The following is an 18,298-nucleotide window of genomic DNA, read 5'->3' on the forward strand; positions in this document are numbered from 1 at the left end:
CGCTGTCCCCTCGCTGCCGCGCCGGGCGCTGTCCCGGCCGGAGATGGGCGCGCTGATCGGCGCACTGGCCGTCTACGTACTCTTCTGGGCCGTCGCCCCGTCCTTCCGGCAGCTGGACTCGCTGTCGACCGTGCTGTACCAGTCCTCGACGCTGGGCATCATGGGCCTGGCCGTGGCGCTGCTGATGATCGGCGGCGAGTTCGACCTGTCGGCCGGCGTCGCGGTGACGTCCTCGGCGCTGACCGCGAGCATGGTCGCGTTCCAGTTCACGCTGAACGTCTGGTCGGGCGTCCTGGTCGCCCTCGCGCTGTCGCTGGCCATCGGCGCGTTCAACGGCTTCCTGCTGGTGCGCACGAAGCTGCCCAGCTTCCTCGTCACGCTCGGCACGTTCCTGATGCTCCAGGGGCTCAACCTGGCGATCACCAAGGCCGTCACCGGCAATGTCGCCACCGACTCCATCCGCGACATGGACGGCTTCGACCAGGCCAGGAACGTCTTCTCCGCCACCATCGGCATCGGCGGCACCGACATCCGCGTCACCGTGCTGTGGTGGCTCGGCTTCGCCGCGCTGGCCTCCTGGGTGCTGCTGCGCACGCCCTACGGGAACTGGATCTTCGCCGTCGGCGGCAACCAGGACAGCGCGCGGGCGGTCGGCGTGCCCGTGACGTTCGTCAAGATCAGCCTGTTCATGCTGGTCGGCTTCGCCGCCTGGTTCGTCGGCATGCACCAGCTGTTCGCGTTCAACACGATGCAGTCGGGCGGCGGCGTCGGCAACGAGCTGCTGTACATCGCGGCCGCGGTCATCGGCGGCTGCCTGCTCACCGGCGGGTACGGCTCCATCGCAGGGCCCGTCATCGGCGCGTTCCTCTTCGGCATGGTCTCGCAGGGCATCGTGTACGCCGACTGGGACCCGGACTGGTTCATGTTCTTCCTCGGCGCGATGCTGCTGCTGGCCACGCTCCTCAACCTGTACGTCCGCAAGCAGGCCACCCGGAGGCGAAGGACATGACCGAGCAGGCCGCCCCCCTCGTCCCCCTCGTCCAGCTCACCGGCATCGGCAAGAGCTACGGCACCATCCGCGCCCTGCACGGCGTCGACCTGGCCGTCAACGCGGGCGAAGTGTCCTGCGTGCTCGGCGACAACGGCGCGGGCAAGTCCACCCTCATCAAGATCGTCACCGGGCTGCACCGGCACACCGAGGGCGAGTTCCGCATCGACGGCGAGCCGGTGCGGCCTTCCTCGCCGCGCGAGCCGCTGGCCCGGGGGATCGCCGCCGTCTACCAGGACCTGGCCACCGTCACCCTGATGCCGGTCTGGCGCAACTTCTGGCTCGGCTCCGAACTCACCCGCGGGCGCGGCCCGTTCAAACGGCTGGACATCGACCGCATGAAGCGGACCGCGGACGAGGCGCTGCGCGCCATGGGCATCGCGCTCGACGACCTCTCGCAGCCGGTCGGTTCGCTCTCCGGCGGGCAGCGGCAGTCCGTCGCCATCGCCCGTGCCGTCCACTTCGGCGCCCGGGTCCTCATCCTGGACGAGCCGACCGCGGCGCTGGGCGTCAAACAGTCGGGCGTCGTCCTCAAGTACATCGCCGCCGCCCGGGAACGCGGCCTGGGCGTCGTGTTCATCACGCACAACCCGCACCACGCCTACATGGTCGGCGACCACTTCACGGTGCTGCGGCTCGGCACGGTGGAGCTGAGCGCGCCGCGCGCCGAGGTGACCCTGGAGGAGCTGACCCTGCACATGGCGGGCGGCGCCGAGCTGGCCGCCCTCAAGCACGAACTGGCGCGTGTCACCGGTGTGGACACCGGGCAGCTCCCGGAAGCGAATGAAGGCTCAACCGAAGGCTCAACCTCAACGGAGAGGAAGTGAGGCAGGCGATGACCATTCGCGTCGGCTCGGCCCCCTGCTCGTGGGGCGTCTGGTTTCCCGACGACCCGCGGCAGACGCCGTGGAGCCGTTTCCTGGACGAGGTGGCCGAGGCCGGCTACCCGTGGATCGAGCTGGGCCCCTTCGGCTATCTGCCCACCGACCCGGCCGTGCTGGCCGACGAGTTGGCCCGCCGGGAGCTGCGCGTCTCGGCGGGCACCGTGTTCACCGCGCTGCACCGCGGCCCCGCCGTATGGGACGCGACCTGGGAGGAGGTGCGGCGGGTCGCCGCCCTCACCCGGGCCACGGGCGGCGAACACCTCGTCGTCATACCCGAGTTCTGGCGCGACCCGGCCAGCGGCGAACGCCTGGAGTCCGGCCGCCTCGGGCCGCAGCAGTTCGCCAACCTGATCAGCGGCTCGGAGCGTCTCGGGGAGCGGCTGCGCGACGACTTCGGCCTGCGCATGGTCGTCCACCCGCACGCCGACACGCACGTGGGCGACGAGGAGACCGTCACCCGCTTCCTGGACGCGACCGACGCGGACAGCGTCAGCCTGTGCCTGGACACCGGACACTACGCGTACTGCGGCGGCGACAGCCTCCGCCTCATCGAGACCTACGGCGAACGCATCGGCTACCTGCACCTCAAGCAGGTCGACCCCGCGATCCTCGCCGAAGTGACCGCCCAGCAGCTGCCGTTCGGCACCGCCGTCCGGCGCGGCGTCATGACCGAGCCGCCGAACGGGGTCCCGGAGCTGCCGCCGATCCTGGCGGCGGCCCGCGGCCTGGGCGTCGAGCTGTTCGCCATCGTCGAGCAGGACATGTACCCCTGCCCGCCCGACCAGCCCCTCCCGATCGCCCGCCGCACCCGCCAGTTCCTGAAATCCCACTCCGCCTAGGCCGCCGGCAACCGCGTCGCGCACGTACCGAGCACGTACCGAGCACGAGGAGCAGTACGCATGAGCACCATCGCCCAACTCGGCGTAGCCGTCATAGGCATCGGCAAGATGGGCGCCGACCATGTCCGCCGGATCGAGGAGGTCATCAGCGGGGCGCGGGTCGCCGCGGTCGCCGACCCGGACCGTGACCGGGCCGCCGCGGCGGCGGCCCGCATCGAGGGCTGCACCGTGCACACCGACCCGGTCGCGGCGATGGCCGCGCCCGGCGTCGGCGCCGTCCTCATCGCCTCGCCCGGCCCGGCGCACGAGGCCGCGCTGCTCGCCGCGCTCGAACGGGACCTGCCGGTGCTGTGCGAGAAGCCGCTGACCCCGGACGCCGATGCGGCGCTGCGGGTGCTGGCGGCGGAGCGGAAGCTGGGCCGCCGCCGCATCCAGGTCGGGTTCATGCGCCGCTACGACGCGGAGTACATCCAGCTCGCGCGGCTGCTCGCCGACGGTGACCTGGGCCGCCCCCTGATGCTGCACTGCCGTCACCGCAACCTCTCGGTCCACCCGTACTTCACCAACGACATGCTCATCAACGACTCCGTCTCGCACGAGTTCGACGCGGCCCGCTGGCTGCTCGGCCAGGAGATCACCGCGGTGCGCGTCTACCGCCCCACCCCGGCGTCCGTCACGGACACCGGGCTGAGCGACCCGCAGTTCGTCGTCTTCGAGACCGACGGCGGCGTGGTGGTGGACGTCGAGATCTTCGTCAACTCCGGTTTCGGCTACCAGGTGCAGGCCGAGGCCGTGTGCGCGCACGGCACGGCCCGCATCGGGGAGGCCCACGGCCTGCTCACCAACACGGCGGGCCGCTGGGGCGGCACCATCGCGCCCGACTTCATCACGCGCTTCGCCGACGCCTACGACCGCGAGGTCCAGGACTGGGTGGACGCCGCCGGGCGCGGCGAGGTCACAGGGCCCGGCGTGTGGGACGGCTACGCCGCCGTCGCCGCCTGCGCCGCGGGCATCGAGGCGCAGCGCACGGGCCGGCGGGTGCCGGTGGAGATGATCGAACGCCCCGCCTTCTACGGACGGTGACGCCGATGGACGTGAGGTTCAGCATCGACCGGACCAGCCCGGTGCCGCTGTACTTCCAGCTGTCCCAGCAGCTCGAAGCCGCCATCGAGCACGGTCAGTTGCGGCCGGGGACGCTGCTGGGCAACGAGATCGACCTCGCCGGCCGCCTCGGCCTGTCCCGGCCCACGGTGCGGCAGGCCATCCAGGCGCTGGTGGACAAGGGCCTGGTGGTGCGCAGGCGCGGGATCGGTACCCAGGTGGTGCGCAGCCAGGTCAAGCGTCCACTGGAACTGAGCAGCCTGTACGACGACTTGGAGGCGGCGGGGCAGCGGCCTGCCACGCGCGTGCTGGATGTGACTCAGCTGCCCGCGCCGCCCGAGGTCGCCGCCGCCCTCGGCATCGCCGAGGGCACCGGCGTGCAGCGGATAGAACGGCTGCGCCTGACGCACGAGGACCCGATCGCGTTTCTCCGCAACTACCTGCCGCCGCCCGCCGCGGCGCCCTCGCGGCCGGATCTGGAGGCCACCGGCCTGTACCGCCTGCTGCGGGCGGCCGGTACGACGCTGCACAGCGCCCGCCAGTCGATCGGGGCCCGCGCGGCCACCGCGGAGGAGGCGGCGCTGCTGACGGAGCCGCCGGGCGCGCCGCTGCTGAGCATGCAGCGCACCGCGTTCGACGACCAGGGCCACGCGGTCGAGTACGGCACCCACCTCTACCGCGCTTCGCGCTACACCTTCGAGCTGCAACTGCTCATCCGTTCCTGAACGTGCGGGACCGCGCAGGAGCGGTGCCTGTCCTACCGGCTGGGGCTCAGGTCCTGGAGGCCGACGATCCGCAGCAGTTCGAGCCGCTCGTACGTCTGCGTGCCGGGCCGCGCCGAGTGCACGACGAGCTGCTGGCTGTGGCCGTCGCTGAGCAGCACCTCGCAGTCGAGGTCGAGGACGCCGACCACCGGGTGCAGGAACCGTTTCGGCGACGGACGGCGCACCACGACATCGTGCTCCGCCCATAGCGTCTCGAACTCCTCCGAGGCGGCACGGAGTTCGGCGACGAGGGCGGCCGGGCCCGGGTCGTCGGGGCGGGCGGTGGTGACCGTCCGCAGGCTCGCCACGTGCGCGCGGGCATGCTGCGCGTGGTTCTCGGGCGGGGCCAGGTCCCGTGCGCCCGGCACCATGAACCAGTGGCGAATGAGATTCGTCCCGGTGCGGTCTCCGGTGAGGGCCACCGACATGGCGTTCTGCGCGAGCATCCCGCCCCAGTCGCTCAGCACTGCTGCCGGGAGGTCGTGCAGCCGGTCCAGGATCAGCAGCAGTCCCGGGCGGACGTGGTCCGAGGAGATGCCGCGCCGGGGCGGCTCCTCGCCGGCCAGGTGGAACAGGTGGTCGCGCTCGACGTCCGTGAGCCGCAGGGCGCGGGCGAGGGCGGTGAGCATCTGCCGCGACGGGTGGGAGCCGCGGCGCTGTTCCAGACGCGTGTAGTAGTCCGTGGACATCCCGGCGAGGTGCGCCACCTCCTCGCGGCGCAGGCCCGGGGTGCGCCGTCGCGGACCCGCGTTCAGGCCCACGTCGCAGGGGGCAAGACGGGTGCGGGCGCGGCGCAGGTAGTCGGCGAGTCCGGTTCGGTCCATGGTTCCAGGGTCCCCGGACCCGGACGCGTATCCAACCTCGTATCCAAGGAGTGCCGCTCCCTGGATAACCGCGTCTCTCCCGCCCCTGCCGCCGCTCGCGCAGGCTGTCGGACATGGCGAAGACTACGAGGAGGCGACCATGCTGACATTGGTGACAGGAGCGACGGGCCAGGTCGGGCGGCGGTTCGTACCGCGGCTGCTGCAAAGCGCGCCGCCCGGCGACGAGGTGCGGGTCCTGGTGCGGGACGCGGCGCGCGGCGAGCGGTTCGCCGGGCTCGGCGCCCAGGTACTCGTCGGCGATCTGCGCGACGCGGAGGTGCTCGGCAAGGCGACGGCCGGCGTGGACGCGGTGGTGAATGTCGCCGCCGCGTTCCGCGGGGTGCCGGACGAGGAGGCGTGGGCGGTCAACCGGGACGCGGCCATCGAGCTCGGCCGGGCCGCGGTGGCCTCGGGCGTGCGGCGGTTCGTGCAGGTCAGCACCGGACTCGTGTACGGCGAGGGACGGGGCAGGGCGCTGGTCGAGGGCGACGAAACCGTGCCGGGCACTCATCTCTGGGGCGCCTACCCCGAGTCCAAGTGGGAGGCGGAGCGTGCCCTCGGGGAGATGGACGGCCTCGACGACCTCCGCATCGGACGGCTGCCGTTCGTGTACGGCGACGGTGACCCGCACCTGGTCAACGTCATGGAGTGGGCGCCGAACTGGCCCGCCATGCAGCGCCTGCACATGGGCCACCACGTGGATGTGGCGCAGGGCCTGCGGCAGCTGCTGTACGCGTCCGGGGCGCACGGCGTGTACAACATCGCCGACGACGCGCCGGTCACCACGGTCGACCTCTTCCAGCTCCACGGCCTGCCGGTGCCGCAGGAGGCGTACGACAAGGAGACGCAGGACCCCTGGCACAGCGTGATGTCGACGACCCGCATCCGTCACGAGCTGGGCTACCGCCCGCTGGTCCCGTCGGTGTGGACGGCGCGGGACGCGGGGCTGCTGTAACCGGCGATTGCGCCCCATGAACCCGCTTTAATTCGGTGTGACGACCGCCCCGCGCCGGTTGACCCGGCCCGCGCGGGGCGGCAGAGTCATGGGTACCCGGCCGTGTGCCCGAGTGGTTCAGGGGTTCGCCTGCAAAGCGAATGACACGGGTTCGATTCCCGTCACGGCCTCTTCGTTTCCTGCTTCTCCTGCTTCTCCTGCTTTTTTTGCTTATCTCGCTTCTCGGCCAATACCGCATTCAGTGCGGTGGTGAGCGGGGCGACGACATCGACGAGCCCCTGGGTGTTGTCCGTGACCTGTACGGGAAGTCCTTTCGGCGCGCCGATCGCGTCCCGTACGGCCTTTTCCACTTCCGCTTCCGTGAGTTGCACGGCAGAACCCCACCACATGGGCGTCGCGGCCCCCGGGACCGTTCGGCCGAAACGCGGCACACCATCCGATCGGGGCAGCCGGTCAGGTCGCGAAGTGGACGAGCGCGGCTATGGCCAGGCAGAGGAAGACCGCGGGGAAAGCGATGTTGTGGAACACGCGGGCCCGGATATGAGCGCCTACCGCTCCGACGAAGAACAGTACGAGACCGACGGCCGCCGCAAGGCCAATCGGTCGCATTCCGAACAGCCCGAGGACGAGCCCCGCGGTCCCGGCTCCTTCGAGAACGGCGAGATGGGGAATCCATTTCCGTTCCACGCCGGCCTCGGTCGCGTTCTGTATCACGAACTGCGCCCGCATCACCTTGGCGGCCACCTCGAATGCGTTGGCCAGGACGCAGCCGATGGTCGCGAGGAGCAGTCCGCCTTCGAGTACGGTGCTCAACGGGAGTACCGCCCCAGCACGGTCGCCGGCCGTGGGGCGACCGGGGTCCCCGCCCACGCCGCGATCGCGGTCCTGAAGTCCAGGGCCTCCCGGATGCCGAGGAGCGGGTTGGCATCGGGATCGGCAAGCCGCAGGGCCAGCAGGAACTCCGCTCCTTCACCCGTTTCGTCACCCGCTCCGTCACCCACGCGCACCGCCGTGTAGTCGATGCCCGTCGGCGCGGCCTCCTCGACCGCGGCGAACAGCTTCCTGATGGCTTCTTCGACTTCCGGGACCTGCTCGGTGCCCGTGCTGAATCGGACGATCTGTACGCTCATGGGGGTTTCCTCAAGGGGGGTCGTCGGGTGCCTGGTCTCTCTCGCCCCTCCTGACGCCGAGCACGCCCCAAAGGTGACCCCTCCGTGGAACTTGTTGAATATTTCGAGGCGGCCCGTCCCCGGCTGATGTCCCTGGCCCACCGGATCGTGGGCTCGCATCAGGATGCCGAGGACGCGGTCCAGACTGCCTGGACCCGGGTGCAGGCGGCCGACCTGGCCGATGTGACCAACCTGGACGGCTGGTTCACCACGGTGACCACGCGGTTGTGCATCGACCTGCTCCGCGCCCGCGAGCGACGCGGTGAACTCCCGCTGCTGTCCGACGACATCCGCAGCGAACAGCTCAGTGCCGACGAGGCGTTCCTCCGCCGCGAAGAGGTGTCCAGAGCGCTGCTCGTGCTCCTCGGTGAGCTGTCCCCCGGGCAACGGGCGGCCTACGTGCTGCACGATCTCTTCGCCGTTCCCTTCGACCAGGTCGCGGCCGTGCTGGACACGAACGCGGTTTCGGCCAAGAAGCTGGCCAGCCGGGCACGCGCCAGGCTCCGCAACGCCCGCCCGGGCGAGTCGGCGCCCCGGGCGCAGCAGACTCAAACCGTCGAGACCGCCGAAACCGTCGAAATCATCGAAGCCTTCCTGGCCGCCGCACGAGGCGGCGACATCACGCGGCTGGTCACGCTGATGGCTCCCGACGCGGTCCGCACGGCCGACATCCGGCTGCTCCCTGCGGGCTCGCGCACCGAGGTCCGCGGAGCCGCGGCAATCGCGGAAGAGACAAGGACGTTCACCGAACGTATCGCCGCCGCCGTCCCCGTCCTCATCGCCGGCCGCCCCGGCGCGGTCATCGCGCCGGGCGGGCACGCGTACGCGCTCGTCCACTTCCAAGTCGATGCCGGACGTGTCACGGGAATCGACATCGCCCCGTACACGTCCGGCACGGTTTCACTGGTTTCACCGGTTGTTGCGGACCGACCCGGCGCAGCGCCGTCTCCGCGAACCGTCAAGTGACATTGATATCCCGTGTGTTCTTCATGGCAGGGAGCGTAGAAGGACGCGCGGGCGTGCCCCAATGTGCACCGTGCTCAGTTCCCGCACGCGGGCGTGCACGCTGCTCACCCCCGGGGCGCGGGGCCCGCCGTGATGCGCAGGGCGTGCACGACATCGTGGACGCCCGAGGCCAGGGTCAGCAGGTCGCGGTTGAGCAGGGCCTCCGCGGCGCGCAGCCGCGCCCTGACGGTGTTGCGGCTGATGCCCAGGGCCCGGCCGGTCGCGCGCGCGTCGGTGCCTGCGGCGATCCAGGCCCGCAGCGTGGCGAGCAGGTCGGAGCCGCGCCGGTCCCCGAGGGGCCTGAGCAGGTCGGCCGCCCACGCCACCACGGGCGGCGCGTTCAGCAGCTCGTCGAGGCCCGGCGCGGACACCGCACCGGCTCCGCCCGCCGCGGGCACGGGGCCGGGGCCGTTGACGGTGAGGGCCAGGTCCAGGGCGGCCCTGGCGTGGACGTCGGCGAGATCGAGGCCGAGCAGCGTCTCGGCGCGGTGGATGTGGGTGCCGACGGTGTTGCGGCTGATACCGAGCAGGCGGGCCACGCCCGAGCGGGACACGGACACCGCGAGGCGGACGATGTCGGAGGTGAGCTTCGGCGCGAACGCCAGCGGGTGCACGAACGCGGCGGCCCACGCCGTCGCCTCGGGCCGCGGCAGCAGCCGCGCCAGCGGCAGCCGGCCGCGGTAGTCCGCCACCCGGCCCGGCAGGTTGCGCGCGACGGCCAGGGCGTGCCCGGCCTCCGCGTACGCCGCGGCCGTCGCGCCGAGCGGGTGCGGGCCGCTGATGCCGAGCGCGTAGTGCGGTTGGTCCCGCACCAGTTGGCGCAGCACCGCGCCGCGTTCGTCGGCGGCGGCGGTGCCGTCGTCCTCGGCGATGGTGCAGATCAGGTGGGCCGGGTGAACGGGGCAGGGCACCATCAGGCCCGCCCCGTGGTAGCCCGCGGGGTCCTGGTAGGTCTGGGCGAGCCGGTCCCGGTCGCCTGGCGCGCAGTGCAGGAGGTATATGCGCACCTGCCGGGCGTCGAGCACCTGCGGAACGGCGCCCGTCGTCATCCGGCGCGCGAGGGCGGGGTCCCCGGCCATCAGGGCCGTGAACACGGCGAACCGCAGCTGCCGCGCCTTCTGCTGGTAGCTGTGGGCGGTCCTGTCGGCCTCCCGCGCGCGGCGCACCAGCGCGATGACGCTGCCGGTGTGCGAGGCGAGGGCCGCGGCGTCGCGGCTGAGCGGCGTGTCCCCCACGGCCACGAGCACCGGGCGCGGGGCGTGCGGGCCGAGCGCTTCGAGGTGCACCTGCTTCGGGCCCGCCCGGGTGGCGAGGGCGGCGAGCCGGCCGTCGGAGACGCGGCCGAGGGGGGCGCGGATGCCGGCGATGAGGCCAGGGGGGAAGCCGTCGCTGGTGGCCTCGACCGCGCCGGTGTCCGCGACCAGCGCCAGGTGGGCGCCGATCTGGCGGTGCAGCCAGTTGAGCAGCTGCCGCACGTCCGCCGCCTCTCCGGCGACGTACCGTCTCAGCTCGCGCAGCAGCGCGTCCTGCCGCCCCGCCTGCCACTGAACCTGCATGTCCTGCACAGCAGTTATGCCTCCTTTGCGCGGTGCCCCGAGGACTAGCGTGACAGGCGGGGTGCGGATCAGCGGGCCCGTGCCACGCTGGGCGCATGTCACTTCACATCCGTCCGCGCCGGGCGGGCAGGCTCTGTGCCCTCGCGGCGGCCGGTCTGCTCGCCCTCACCGCCGCGTGCAGCGGCGACGACGACGGCGACGACGACAGCAACGGGAACGGGAACGCCGCCGAGGAGACGCCGACGCAGGAGCCGGAGGGCACGGAGGGAGGCACGGAGAGCCCGCCGCCGGTCGACGAGGAGACCGCGGCCGAACTGGAGGCCGCCGTCCGGGCCTACACCGACGCGTTCTTCGCACCCGACGCGGAGGCGGCGTACGAGATGGTCTCGCAGCGCTGCCGCGATCTGGTCGACCCGGAGGTCTACGCGGCCCAGCTCGACCAGGCGGCGGCCGACCACGGTCAACTGGCCGTCGAGACCTTCACGGTGGAGCACCTGGCGGGCGACGAGGCACACGTGACGTACACCGTGGGCGTTCCGGAGTTCGACGAACGGCTGGCCGGTCAGCTGTGGTCGAGGGCCGGGGAGGACTGGAAGTTCGACTCCTGCTGAGCCACACTGGGAGGTGGTCCGGCTCGTACCGGACCCCTTCCCTCGGACGAGGGTTCGTGGCGGGCCCCGCCGTTGGGCGGGGCCACGCGCGTACCGTGGCCGGGCCGGTGCCTCATTCGGGGCGGCACAGCACCGGGTTCTCCAGCTCCGCGCAGGGCCGGTGCCCGTGGGAGCGGACGATGTCCTTGCCGACCTCGTTGGTCAGGTAGCGCAGGAAGCTCGCGGCGAGCGAGTCGGCGGCGGGCTCCCCGTAGGTGTAGGCGAGTTCGGTCTCCCAGAACGGGTAGGCGCCGTGGTCGGCGCCTTCGAGCGTGGCCGCCTGGCCGTCGATGCGCAGCGGCAGCACGTCCCCGCGCCCGGTCGCGGCGCCGACCTCGGCATAGCCGACGGCGCCCGGGATCTCGGCGACGGCGTCCAGGACGGCGTCCGTGGAGTCCTGTTCGCAGCGGACCACGTCGCTCGCGGCGCCCGGGTCGAGGTCGCGGCAGTTGTCGGAGGTGGTGGCCGGTTCGCGGGTGCCGCCGAGCACCCGCTGCTGGAAGGCACGGCGCGTTCCGGAGTCGGCGTGCCGGGCGACGAGGCGCACCGGCAGGTCGTTGCCGCGCAGTTCGCTCCAGTTGGCGACGGTGCCCAGGTAGAGGTCGCGGATCTGGTCGGCGGTCAGGTCCTGTACGCCGGCCTCCTCGTTGACGACGAGGGTGAAGAGGGAGAACGCGATCGGCCGCGGCAGCAGACCGGGGTGGTCGCCGCCCTTGGGGCCGTCGGAGAACGCGACCATCGCGGGGCGCCCGTCCGGGTGGTCGCGGCCGGCCTCGTCCAGCTCGTCAAGGCCCGCGGCGCTGCCCTCGGTCGCGACGGTCACGCGCGCGCCCGGGCAGGTGTCCCCGTAGGACGTGGCGGCCTCGCGCAGCACGGGCGCGAAGGCGGTCGACCCGGTGACGGTGAGGCGGCCGGTGGCGCAGTCGAGCGGCGCGGCCGTGTCGTCGTCGGCGAGGGAGGTGACGAGCTGGGCGAGGATCACCACGACGAGGAAGCAGACCAGCGCGACGGCCTGCCGGGAGGTGCCGGTGCGGCTGCGGGTTTCCCGGATACGGCCGGAGCCGACGCCGCCCTTGATGCCGCCGACGACCTTTGGCGGCTTGAACTCGGCGCCCGGCTCGCGGGTTTCCCCGGCGTCGCGCTCCAGGGCGGCCAGCACCTTGTAGTGGGCGGCGCGGTTCATGGGGACCTTGGGCAGCTGGATCACGCCGTCCCTGACGTGCAGTCCCGAGCCGCCTTCGAATGACGGCCGCAGGAACTCGTCGCTCAGCTCCGTGACCACCATCCCGGCGACGCGGCGGCCGGGGAAGCTGACGCGGATGCCGACCTTGTCGTCGTCGAGGACGGCGTAGTCGCTCTCGTCGATGTGGGTGGCGCCGACGTTCTCGATGCGCAGCAGCACGAACGAAGGGTCCACCAGCGTGCGGCCGTTGCCCTGCCGCAGCTGGGCCAGGGCGCCCGCGTAGGCGGAGTGGACCTCATCGGTGGCCGTGGTGTCCATCTGGACGCGGTAGCCCAGGCGTTTGCGGCCGACGACGAGGAATTCGTAGAGGGCGGCGATGATCGGGACCACGACGCCCAGCACGGCGAGGGCGACGTCCCACCGGATGAAGTCCACCACGGCCCAAACGTATGGCCGATTCCCGGCCCGCCAGGCGGCATGGGGAAGGCTTCGGCAATTGTTCACCGCCGGTTGGCGCCGGCGCACGCGCCGGTGCCCCCCGCGGGGCCGGCGGTCAGACGTAGAGGGTGCCGTGGGCGACGATGGCGCCGTGGCCGCCGACGGTGACCTCGTGAACGTGTTCGCCCCGGCCCTCGGCCGTGGCGCGCATGACGGAGGGACGGCCCATGTCGACGCCCTGGAGGATCTCCAGCTCCCGGCCGTACCCGGCGAGCCCGTGCCGGGCCAGGTGGATGGCGAGCGGCCCGGCGGCGGAGCCGGTGGCCGCGTCCTCGACCACGCCGTAGGCGGGGGAGAACATCCGGGTGCGCCACCGCGAGCCGCTGCTGGCGAAGCAGTTGGCGGCCATGTCGGGGAATTCGCCCAGGGCACGGTGGTCGGGGCGGAGGGCCGACAGCTCGGACACGCTCGCCAGGCCGACGAAGACGTGGCGCGGGCCGTTGCGGTAGATCTCCACCGGCGCCGTTGAGGACGGGAGGTGCAGCGCCGCCAGCAGGTCCGCCGCGTGCTCGTACGGCTCCCAGGTCGGGACGGGCTGCCGCATGCGCACCGCCACCGCGCCGTCGTCGTCGCGCAGTTCGACGGGGATGAGGCCCATGGCGGTCTCCAGCCGCAGGCTGTCCCTGGCGAGCGACTCGCCGAGGGCCACGGCGGTGCCGAGTATCGGGTGGCCGGCGAACGGCAGCTCGTTGACGGGCGTGAAGATGCGGATGTGGGCGTCGCCGCCGTGCCGGGGCGGCAGGACGAAGGTGACCTCGGAAAGGTTCATCTCCCGGGCGATGCGCTGCATCACGCGGGCGGTGAGGTCGGCGGCGTCGAAGAAGACCGCCACCGGATTCCCCGCGAGCGGCTCGCGGCTGAAGGCATCCACCACCGTGTACCGGCGCATGCGTCAGGTCTCCAGGGCAGGGCCGAGGCCGTCGAGGCCGGGATGGGAGTAGCGGCCCTCGACCGTCGCCTCGATCTCGAAGCTCATGCGGTGGTTGGGCGGATGGCCGATCAGGCCGGCCGCCAGGTTCGGGGGCAGCTCGGCGGGACGGTCGTTCTCCCAGAGCATCACCGCGCCCCAGCGATTGCGGTCGCGGTCGGCCATCCAGAACTTCAGCCGGAGGCCGGGGACTTCGGCCCAGGGCCCGGCCGCGCCGTCCCGCAGGTGCGTGCGCAGGGCGTCGATGGTCGCGGAGGTGCCGTCGAGATCCCACCAGGCGATGTCCACCCTCACCGGTCGAGCACCCCCTGGACGACCTGGGCCAGAATGCGCGGACCGCCGGCGCCGGTCACTGGCCTCATCGGTGCGCGGCCTCGCCGGAGTGGGGAGCGGCGACGAGGAGCGTCGTCTCCATGGGAAGCGCGGTGACGCGCTCGACCTGCCACCCGGCGCGTTCGAGCAGCGAGGTGAACTGCTCCCTGCTGCGGTGCCGTCCGCCGGTCGTCATCAGCAGGTGGAGGTCCCACAGCGCGGGCAGCACGGTGGGGTCGTCGTCCACCACCATCCGGTCCAGGAGCAGTAGCCGGGCGGACGGGCCGGCCATGGCACGCCGGCAGTGGGCGAACGCCGTCACCGCGTCGTCGTCCGACCAGCCGGCCAGCACCCGGCAGAAGAGGTAGACGTCGCCGCCCTCGGGTACCGCGCGGAACATGTCTCCGCCGGTGAGTCCGACGCGGTCCAGGCCGACCGTGCGCGCTAGGTGTTCGCGGGCGAGGGGGATCACGTGGTCACGTTCGAGCAGCGTGCCGCGGGCGTCGGGCGCGGCCCGGAGGATCACCGAGAGCAGGTGGCCCTTTCCGCCGCCGCAGTCCACGATCATCTTCCCGCCGGTGAAGTCGAAGGCATCCGGGACGTAGTCGAAGAAGAAGTTGCCGGCCACCATGGCACGCTGGAAACGGCCCGCCAGGTCGGGGTGGCCGTCGAGGAAGCCGTAGAGCGGCTGGCCGAAGGCCAGTTCGAAGCCGGCCGTCAGGCTGCTGAGGCTCTGAACGGCGTGGCCCCAAGCGGTGTAGAACTCCTCCCCGTAGAGCAGGCACATGTCGCGCAGCGTGCCGGGCTTGTCCAGCAGCGTGGCGCTCACGGGGGTATTGCGGTATCCGGTGCGGTGGCCGCCGCCGAATATTCCCATCGCCACCAGCAGGCGCATGAGGCGGTGAATTCCCTCTTCTTCCGCGCCGGTCGCGGTGGCCAGTTCCGCGTCGGTGGTCAACCCTGCCTCGATGTGATCGGGCAGCCGGAGCTTGGCAGCGGTGTGGATGGCCTGCGACCGCCACCCGCCGGAAATCAGCTGGACCGCCTCCTGTAATGCCCGCAGATCTGTCGTCACGTGCTCCCCCTGAAAACGAGTGGTATATGACGCCCGAATAGGCCGCTCATGCTAGAGGCCAGGCTGCCGTCCAACCATCGGCGGAGCGTTCAAGCGGGGAAGAGTCCCTGGTTGGACATCGGTCCCCACGGCTGATGACGAGGACTCACACGGCGAAGGTCGACCTCACAGGCCGTCTGCGGTGACCATGACCCGGCCGGCCGGCTCCATCGGCAACGCGTCCGTTCGCGATCCGTACGCCAGAGGAAGAAAGGGACCAGCCATGTCCAATGACACCGCAGCCCCCGATACCCCGACCGATGAGACGGAAGTGCGCAACCGAAACCGTGCCACTGTCGAGCGGTACATGAATACGCGAGGCCAGGACCGTCTCCGTCGTCACCTGCTGTTCACCGAGGACGGAACCGGCGGTCTGTGGACCACGGACAGCGGCGAGCCCATCATCATTCGAGGGCGGGACCGGCTCGGCGATCACGCCGTATGGTCGCTGAAGTGCTTCCCGGACTGGGCGTGGATCAACATCGAGATATTCGACTCGCAGGACCCCGACCGCTTCTGGGTCGAGTGCGACGGCGAGGGGAAGATCCGCTTCCCCGGCTATCCGGAAGGGCACTACCGGAATCACTTCATCCACGCGTTCCTGTTCGAGAACGGGAAGATCAAGCAGCAGCGGGAGTTCATGAACCCGTGCCAGCAGTTCCGGGCCCTGGGGATCGCGGTGCCCGAGATCCGCAGGGAAGGAATCCCCACCTGAGCGGGGCCGGGTCATGAACTCGAGCAGGTACGAATCCCTCACCGGCGCCGTCGGCCTCGACTTCCCCGAGTACGAGGCGCCCCCGCCCCAGCCCCTGGGGCTCGTCCAGCGCTGGCTTGCGGAAGCCGTCGATCATGGCGTTCGTGAGCCCCGCGCCATGGCCCTCGCCACCGCGGACGCGCTCGGGCGCGCCTCCCACCGCATGGTGCACGCGACCGAACTGAGCGACCGCGGTGTCGTGTTCACCACGCACAGCACCAGCCAGAAGAGCCGGGAGATGGACGCCACCGGCTGGGCGTCGGGCCTGCTGTACTGGCGGGAGACCAGCCAGCAGGTCGTCCTGTCCGGGCCGGTCGCCCGGCTCGGCGAGGCGGAGACGGACGCGCTGTGGGCGGCCAGACCCGTCCCGCTGCACGCCATGACGCACCTGTCCCACCAGAGCGAGCCGCTGCCCGACGCGGAGGCGCTTCGCGCGGCGGCCCGCCGGCTTGAGGCGGCGGGCACGCCGCTGCCCCGCCCGTCCCGGTTCGTCGGCTATCTGCTGGCCCCGGACGTCGTGGAGTTCTGGTCTGCCGGCCCCGACCGCCTGCACCGCCGACTGCGGTACGACCGGCAGGCGGGAAGTGCGGCGGGATGGCGGCCCGTGCGCTTGCAGCCCTGACCGCGCTGGGCCTCCCGCGCCGCCTCCAGCGGCGCGGGAGGCCCTGGACCGCCGTCCGGGGTCACCGGGCTCCCGGTCAGTCCCTTGGCTTCACCCGCAGCGCGAAGTCCCGCCAGGATTCGGCGTATTCGATGGCAAGCTCGTAGACGGCGTGCCGGCAGTGCAGGGGAACGCTGGGGACCAGCGTCTCCCTCTTCTCGGCCGACAGGGCGTTCGCGGCCAGAATGCGCAGCAGCAGGCGCCCAGGTTCCGAGTACTTGAGGGCCGGATCGCTCATCAGCCCGTCGAGCCGGTGGGCGGCTCCGCGTCGTGTCCTGGCCGGAAGCACGTCGGGAACGGCGTGAAGTAACGGCCTCGTCGGCCGGTCGTCCCGGGCCTGCCGCGGGGACGGCGGCCGGGAGGGCAGCGGGTCCTCACCGCGCCGCAGCCGTTCCCTGACATCCCGTGCCGTCCAGGGCGAGATGCCGGCCTCCCTGGCGATGGTGCGGAGCGAGGCCCCGGGATCGTCTCTGATCACTTCGGCGGCACGCATGCGCCCGGCCGCCCAGTCGACCGGCCGCACCCTGCCGTCGCGGCCCACCCGGACGGCGGCGTGGTGCACTTCCGCGCCCGCGTTACGGCGCAGAGCCCGGACCGTCTTCGTGGCCAGCGCCGTTATGGAGGCGACCACTCCGTCCGACCACTCGGGGTGGGACGCCAGGATGCGCCGCGCCGCGACGCTGCGTTCCGACAGGGTCAGGGGCAGGCCGTGGCGGGTGTTCCGCTCGACGGAGAGGGCGAACGCCTCGCTCTCTGCGCCGTCGAAGAACCGGACGGCTATCCACGATCTGCCCAGCTCGTCCGCCACCCGCAGGCGGTGCCGCCCGTCGATCACGCACATGGTGGGCCGGTGAACGATGACGGGCGGCAACTCGTCCTCGGACTCGGCGAGAAGCCGCACATGCCGGGGGTCCTCGGGCAGGCTGCGAGGCGAATCAGCGGCTCTCAGCCTCGCGATCGATACCCTTTCCGTCGCCGAGAGCACTCGCTCCCACCGGGCTCGGAGAAATGCGATATCGGTCCCGGACCGATCCGTCCCCGACGCGGCGGTGGCATCGCGGGGACAGCTCTCGTGCTTCACACTCGGCTCCTTCTGGCTGCCGGGGTATGTCCGCTGGGCCGTACTGGTGATGACACGAGGCGGCGGCTGGAACGGTTCAATCCGAAACCAGTTGATGCGAAGAGCCGCCCCGGCAGCCGTCCGGCGCGGCAGCGACGCCGGCCCTGGCGGTCGGCCGGTGCGGTCACCCGGGCAGACTGGGGCCCGCGGCCATCGCGCCGGTCACGAGGTGTCCCGATGGCTCCCTGAGCTCTTGCAGGATGTCGAAGAACCAGCTCAGATTCTCGTCGGCCCGCCACCCGGCGATGGTCTGCCAGTGGGTGGTGACGCTCCAGATCTCAACGGTGTCCAGCTCGTTGTCCATGGGGGCCAGCGGGAAATCCCGCCGGAACGCGGCGTAATCCGCGATTTTTCCCTGCTTGATTTCGGTGACCGCGGCCTGTGCCGCTCGAAGGGTATAGCTCGCCGCGCCGCAGTAGGATTCCAGGAGCTGGGGACTCGCGCAGCGGAAGAATGCACCGTAATACCGCGTGTTCCCCATCGCCCACTCCCGGTATCCCCGGTACCCCTCGCAGGTGAAGTTCAACTCCTCCTTCAATTCCCGCGTCGCCCCCGTCCGCACGGCGGCGTACAGGTTCCCCGCCGCCAGGTCCCTGTCCTCCAGCGCCCCACCGGGCAGCGCGTTGAGGCCGCTGCCGTTCAAGCGCTTGCCCTGCCGGAGGATCGCCGATCCGGACTGGAAGAAGTGTCCGTTCACGTTCTTGCGTCCCATGAGGAATCTTCCGCCGCCGTCGTGTACGACGGCGTATACGTAGGATTTCGGGCCACGGGGGCGCTTCTTCGGCGGCGGCATCGGATCTCCTGGTGGGAATGGGATCATGCGTGCGCGGCTTATCCGGAAGTCACTACCCCGTTCCGTCCGGGGACAAGCGCGAAGCAAGGGGCGTTGCCGTG

21 protein-coding genes and 1 tRNA gene are annotated in these 18,298 nt (G+C 71.6%); 11 read left to right on the forward strand and 11 right to left on the reverse strand.

Annotated elements, in window-relative coordinates; genetic code table 11:
* Window positions 1–43 precede the first annotated feature (43 nt).
* The 5 genes from STBA_RS23710 to STBA_RS23730 are packed head-to-tail and all read left to right on the forward strand — an operon-like array spanning window position 44 to window position 4,597.
* Window positions 44–1,009: an ABC transporter permease gene (locus STBA_RS23710; RefSeq protein WP_079252461.1), complete on the forward strand. Its 966-nt coding sequence runs from the start codon at window positions 44–46 to the stop codon at window positions 1,007–1,009.
* Window positions 1,006–1,875 carry an ATP-binding cassette domain-containing protein gene (locus tag STBA_RS23715; RefSeq protein ID WP_077061174.1) on the forward strand — a complete coding sequence of 290 codons (870 nt, stop codon included), beginning with the start codon at window positions 1,006–1,008 and terminating at the stop codon, window positions 1,873–1,875. The genes STBA_RS23710 and STBA_RS23715 overlap by 4 nt, the downstream gene beginning before the upstream one ends.
* 8 nt (window positions 1,876–1,883) lie before the next feature.
* Complete coding sequence (locus STBA_RS23720) at window positions 1,884–2,771, forward strand: sugar phosphate isomerase/epimerase (protein ID WP_077061175.1); 888 nt, start codon at window positions 1,884–1,886, stop codon at window positions 2,769–2,771.
* 60 nt (window positions 2,772–2,831) lie between these two features.
* Complete coding sequence (locus tag STBA_RS23725; protein WP_077061176.1) at window positions 2,832–3,854, forward strand: Gfo/Idh/MocA family oxidoreductase; 1,023 nt, start codon at window positions 2,832–2,834, stop codon at window positions 3,852–3,854.
* Between the two features lie 5 nt (window positions 3,855–3,859).
* Complete coding sequence (locus STBA_RS23730; protein WP_077061177.1) at window positions 3,860–4,597, forward strand: GntR family transcriptional regulator; 738 nt, start codon at window positions 3,860–3,862, stop codon at window positions 4,595–4,597.
* Window positions 4,598–4,629: 32 nt separating this feature from the next.
* Here the strand turns inward: STBA_RS23730 and STBA_RS23735 are convergent, their stop codons facing one another.
* Window positions 4,630–5,460 (reverse strand): helix-turn-helix transcriptional regulator, encoded by an 831-nt coding sequence (locus STBA_RS23735; protein WP_077061178.1) that lies wholly within the window; start codon window positions 5,458–5,460, stop codon window positions 4,630–4,632.
* Between the two features lie 139 nt (window positions 5,461–5,599).
* On the opposite strand from STBA_RS23735, the gene STBA_RS23740 reads away from it, so the two are divergent.
* Together STBA_RS23740 and STBA_RS23745 are read left to right on the forward strand one after the other, a co-directional pair.
* On the forward strand, window positions 5,600–6,454 hold the full coding sequence (locus STBA_RS23740) for an NAD(P)-dependent oxidoreductase (RefSeq protein WP_077061179.1): 855 nt from the start codon (window positions 5,600–5,602) through the stop codon (window positions 6,452–6,454).
* Between the two features lie 98 nt (window positions 6,455–6,552).
* Window positions 6,553–6,624, forward strand: a tRNA-Cys gene (locus STBA_RS23745).
* Here STBA_RS23745 and STBA_RS23750 read toward each other — a convergent pair.
* The 3 genes from STBA_RS23750 to STBA_RS23760 form a co-directional block, all read right to left on the reverse strand.
* Window positions 6,616–6,825 (reverse strand): hypothetical protein, encoded by a 210-nt coding sequence (locus tag STBA_RS23750; protein WP_143659557.1) that lies wholly within the window; start codon window positions 6,823–6,825, stop codon window positions 6,616–6,618. The genes STBA_RS23745 and STBA_RS23750 overlap by 9 nt on opposite strands.
* 82 nt (window positions 6,826–6,907) lie before the next feature.
* Window positions 6,908–7,267, reverse strand: coding sequence for a DoxX family protein (locus STBA_RS23755; RefSeq protein WP_077061181.1), 360 nt, complete (start codon window positions 7,265–7,267; stop codon window positions 6,908–6,910).
* On the reverse strand, window positions 7,264–7,584 hold the full coding sequence (locus STBA_RS23760; protein ID WP_077061182.1) for a hypothetical protein: 321 nt from the start codon (window positions 7,582–7,584) through the stop codon (window positions 7,264–7,266). The genes STBA_RS23755 and STBA_RS23760 overlap by 4 nt, the downstream gene beginning before the upstream one ends.
* Window positions 7,585–7,668: 84 nt before the next feature.
* Here STBA_RS23760 and STBA_RS23765 point away from each other — a divergent pair, with 84 nt between their 5' ends.
* Window positions 7,669–8,589, forward strand: a complete 921-nt coding sequence (locus tag STBA_RS23765; RefSeq protein WP_077061183.1) for a sigma-70 family RNA polymerase sigma factor — start codon at window positions 7,669–7,671, stop codon at window positions 8,587–8,589.
* A 104-nt stretch (window positions 8,590–8,693) separates the two neighbouring features.
* Here STBA_RS23765 and STBA_RS23770 read toward each other — a convergent pair whose 3' ends face one another.
* Window positions 8,694–10,184: a helix-turn-helix domain-containing protein gene (locus STBA_RS23770; RefSeq protein WP_077063546.1), complete on the reverse strand. Its 1,491-nt coding sequence runs from the start codon at window positions 10,182–10,184 to the stop codon at window positions 8,694–8,696.
* 95 nt (window positions 10,185–10,279) lie between these two features.
* Between STBA_RS23770 and STBA_RS23775 the strand changes: the two genes are divergently transcribed.
* A complete protein-coding gene (locus STBA_RS23775; RefSeq protein ID WP_077061184.1) occupies window positions 10,280–10,795 on the forward strand; it encodes a hypothetical protein in 516 nt (171 codons plus the stop codon).
* A gap of 112 nt (window positions 10,796–10,907) precedes the next feature.
* Here the strand turns inward: STBA_RS23775 and STBA_RS23780 are convergent, their stop codons facing one another.
* The 4 genes from STBA_RS23780 to STBA_RS23795 all read right to left on the reverse strand — a co-directional run bounded on the left by STBA_RS23780 (window position 10,908) and on the right by STBA_RS23795 (window position 14,830).
* On the reverse strand, window positions 10,908–12,455 hold the full coding sequence (locus STBA_RS23780) for a substrate-binding domain-containing protein (RefSeq protein WP_253194941.1): 1,548 nt from the start codon (window positions 12,453–12,455) through the stop codon (window positions 10,908–10,910).
* A 115-nt stretch (window positions 12,456–12,570) separates the two neighbouring features.
* Window positions 12,571–13,404, reverse strand: a complete 834-nt coding sequence (locus STBA_RS23785; RefSeq protein ID WP_077061185.1) for a PhzF family phenazine biosynthesis isomerase — start codon at window positions 13,402–13,404, stop codon at window positions 12,571–12,573.
* Between the two features lie 3 nt (window positions 13,405–13,407).
* Complete coding sequence (locus STBA_RS23790) at window positions 13,408–13,737, reverse strand: hypothetical protein (RefSeq protein ID WP_077061186.1); 330 nt, start codon at window positions 13,735–13,737, stop codon at window positions 13,408–13,410.
* Between the two features lie 64 nt (window positions 13,738–13,801).
* Complete coding sequence (locus STBA_RS23795; protein ID WP_077061187.1) at window positions 13,802–14,830, reverse strand: methyltransferase; 1,029 nt, start codon at window positions 14,828–14,830, stop codon at window positions 13,802–13,804.
* A 262-nt stretch (window positions 14,831–15,092) separates the two neighbouring features.
* On the opposite strand from STBA_RS23795, the gene STBA_RS23800 reads away from it, so the two are divergent.
* Both STBA_RS23800 and phzG read left to right on the forward strand, forming a co-directional pair.
* Entirely contained in the window at window positions 15,093–15,584 is a 492-nt protein-coding gene (locus STBA_RS23800; RefSeq protein ID WP_077061188.1) for a PhzA/PhzB family protein, read from the forward strand.
* Between the two features lie 13 nt (window positions 15,585–15,597).
* Window positions 15,598–16,245 (forward strand): phenazine biosynthesis FMN-dependent oxidase PhzG, encoded by a 648-nt coding sequence (gene phzG, locus STBA_RS23805; protein WP_077061189.1) that lies wholly within the window; start codon window positions 15,598–15,600, stop codon window positions 16,243–16,245.
* A gap of 76 nt (window positions 16,246–16,321) precedes the next feature.
* Here phzG and STBA_RS23810 read toward each other — a convergent pair whose 3' ends face one another.
* Window positions 16,322–17,185: a ParB/RepB/Spo0J family partition protein gene (locus STBA_RS23810; RefSeq protein ID WP_366510869.1), complete on the reverse strand. Its 864-nt coding sequence runs from the start codon at window positions 17,183–17,185 to the stop codon at window positions 16,322–16,324.
* A gap of 343 nt (window positions 17,186–17,528) precedes the next feature.
* The gene (locus tag STBA_RS23815; protein WP_143659558.1) at window positions 17,529–18,197 is read right to left on the reverse strand and encodes a hypothetical protein; all 669 of its coding nucleotides are present in this window, start codon (window positions 18,195–18,197) and stop codon (window positions 17,529–17,531) included.
* Window positions 18,198–18,298 lie beyond the last annotated feature (101 nt).

The sequence above is a fragment of the Streptomyces sp. MP131-18 genome, from assembly GCF_001984575.1.
Lineage (GTDB): Bacteria > Actinomycetota > Actinomycetes > Streptomycetales > Streptomycetaceae > Streptomyces > Streptomyces johnsoniae.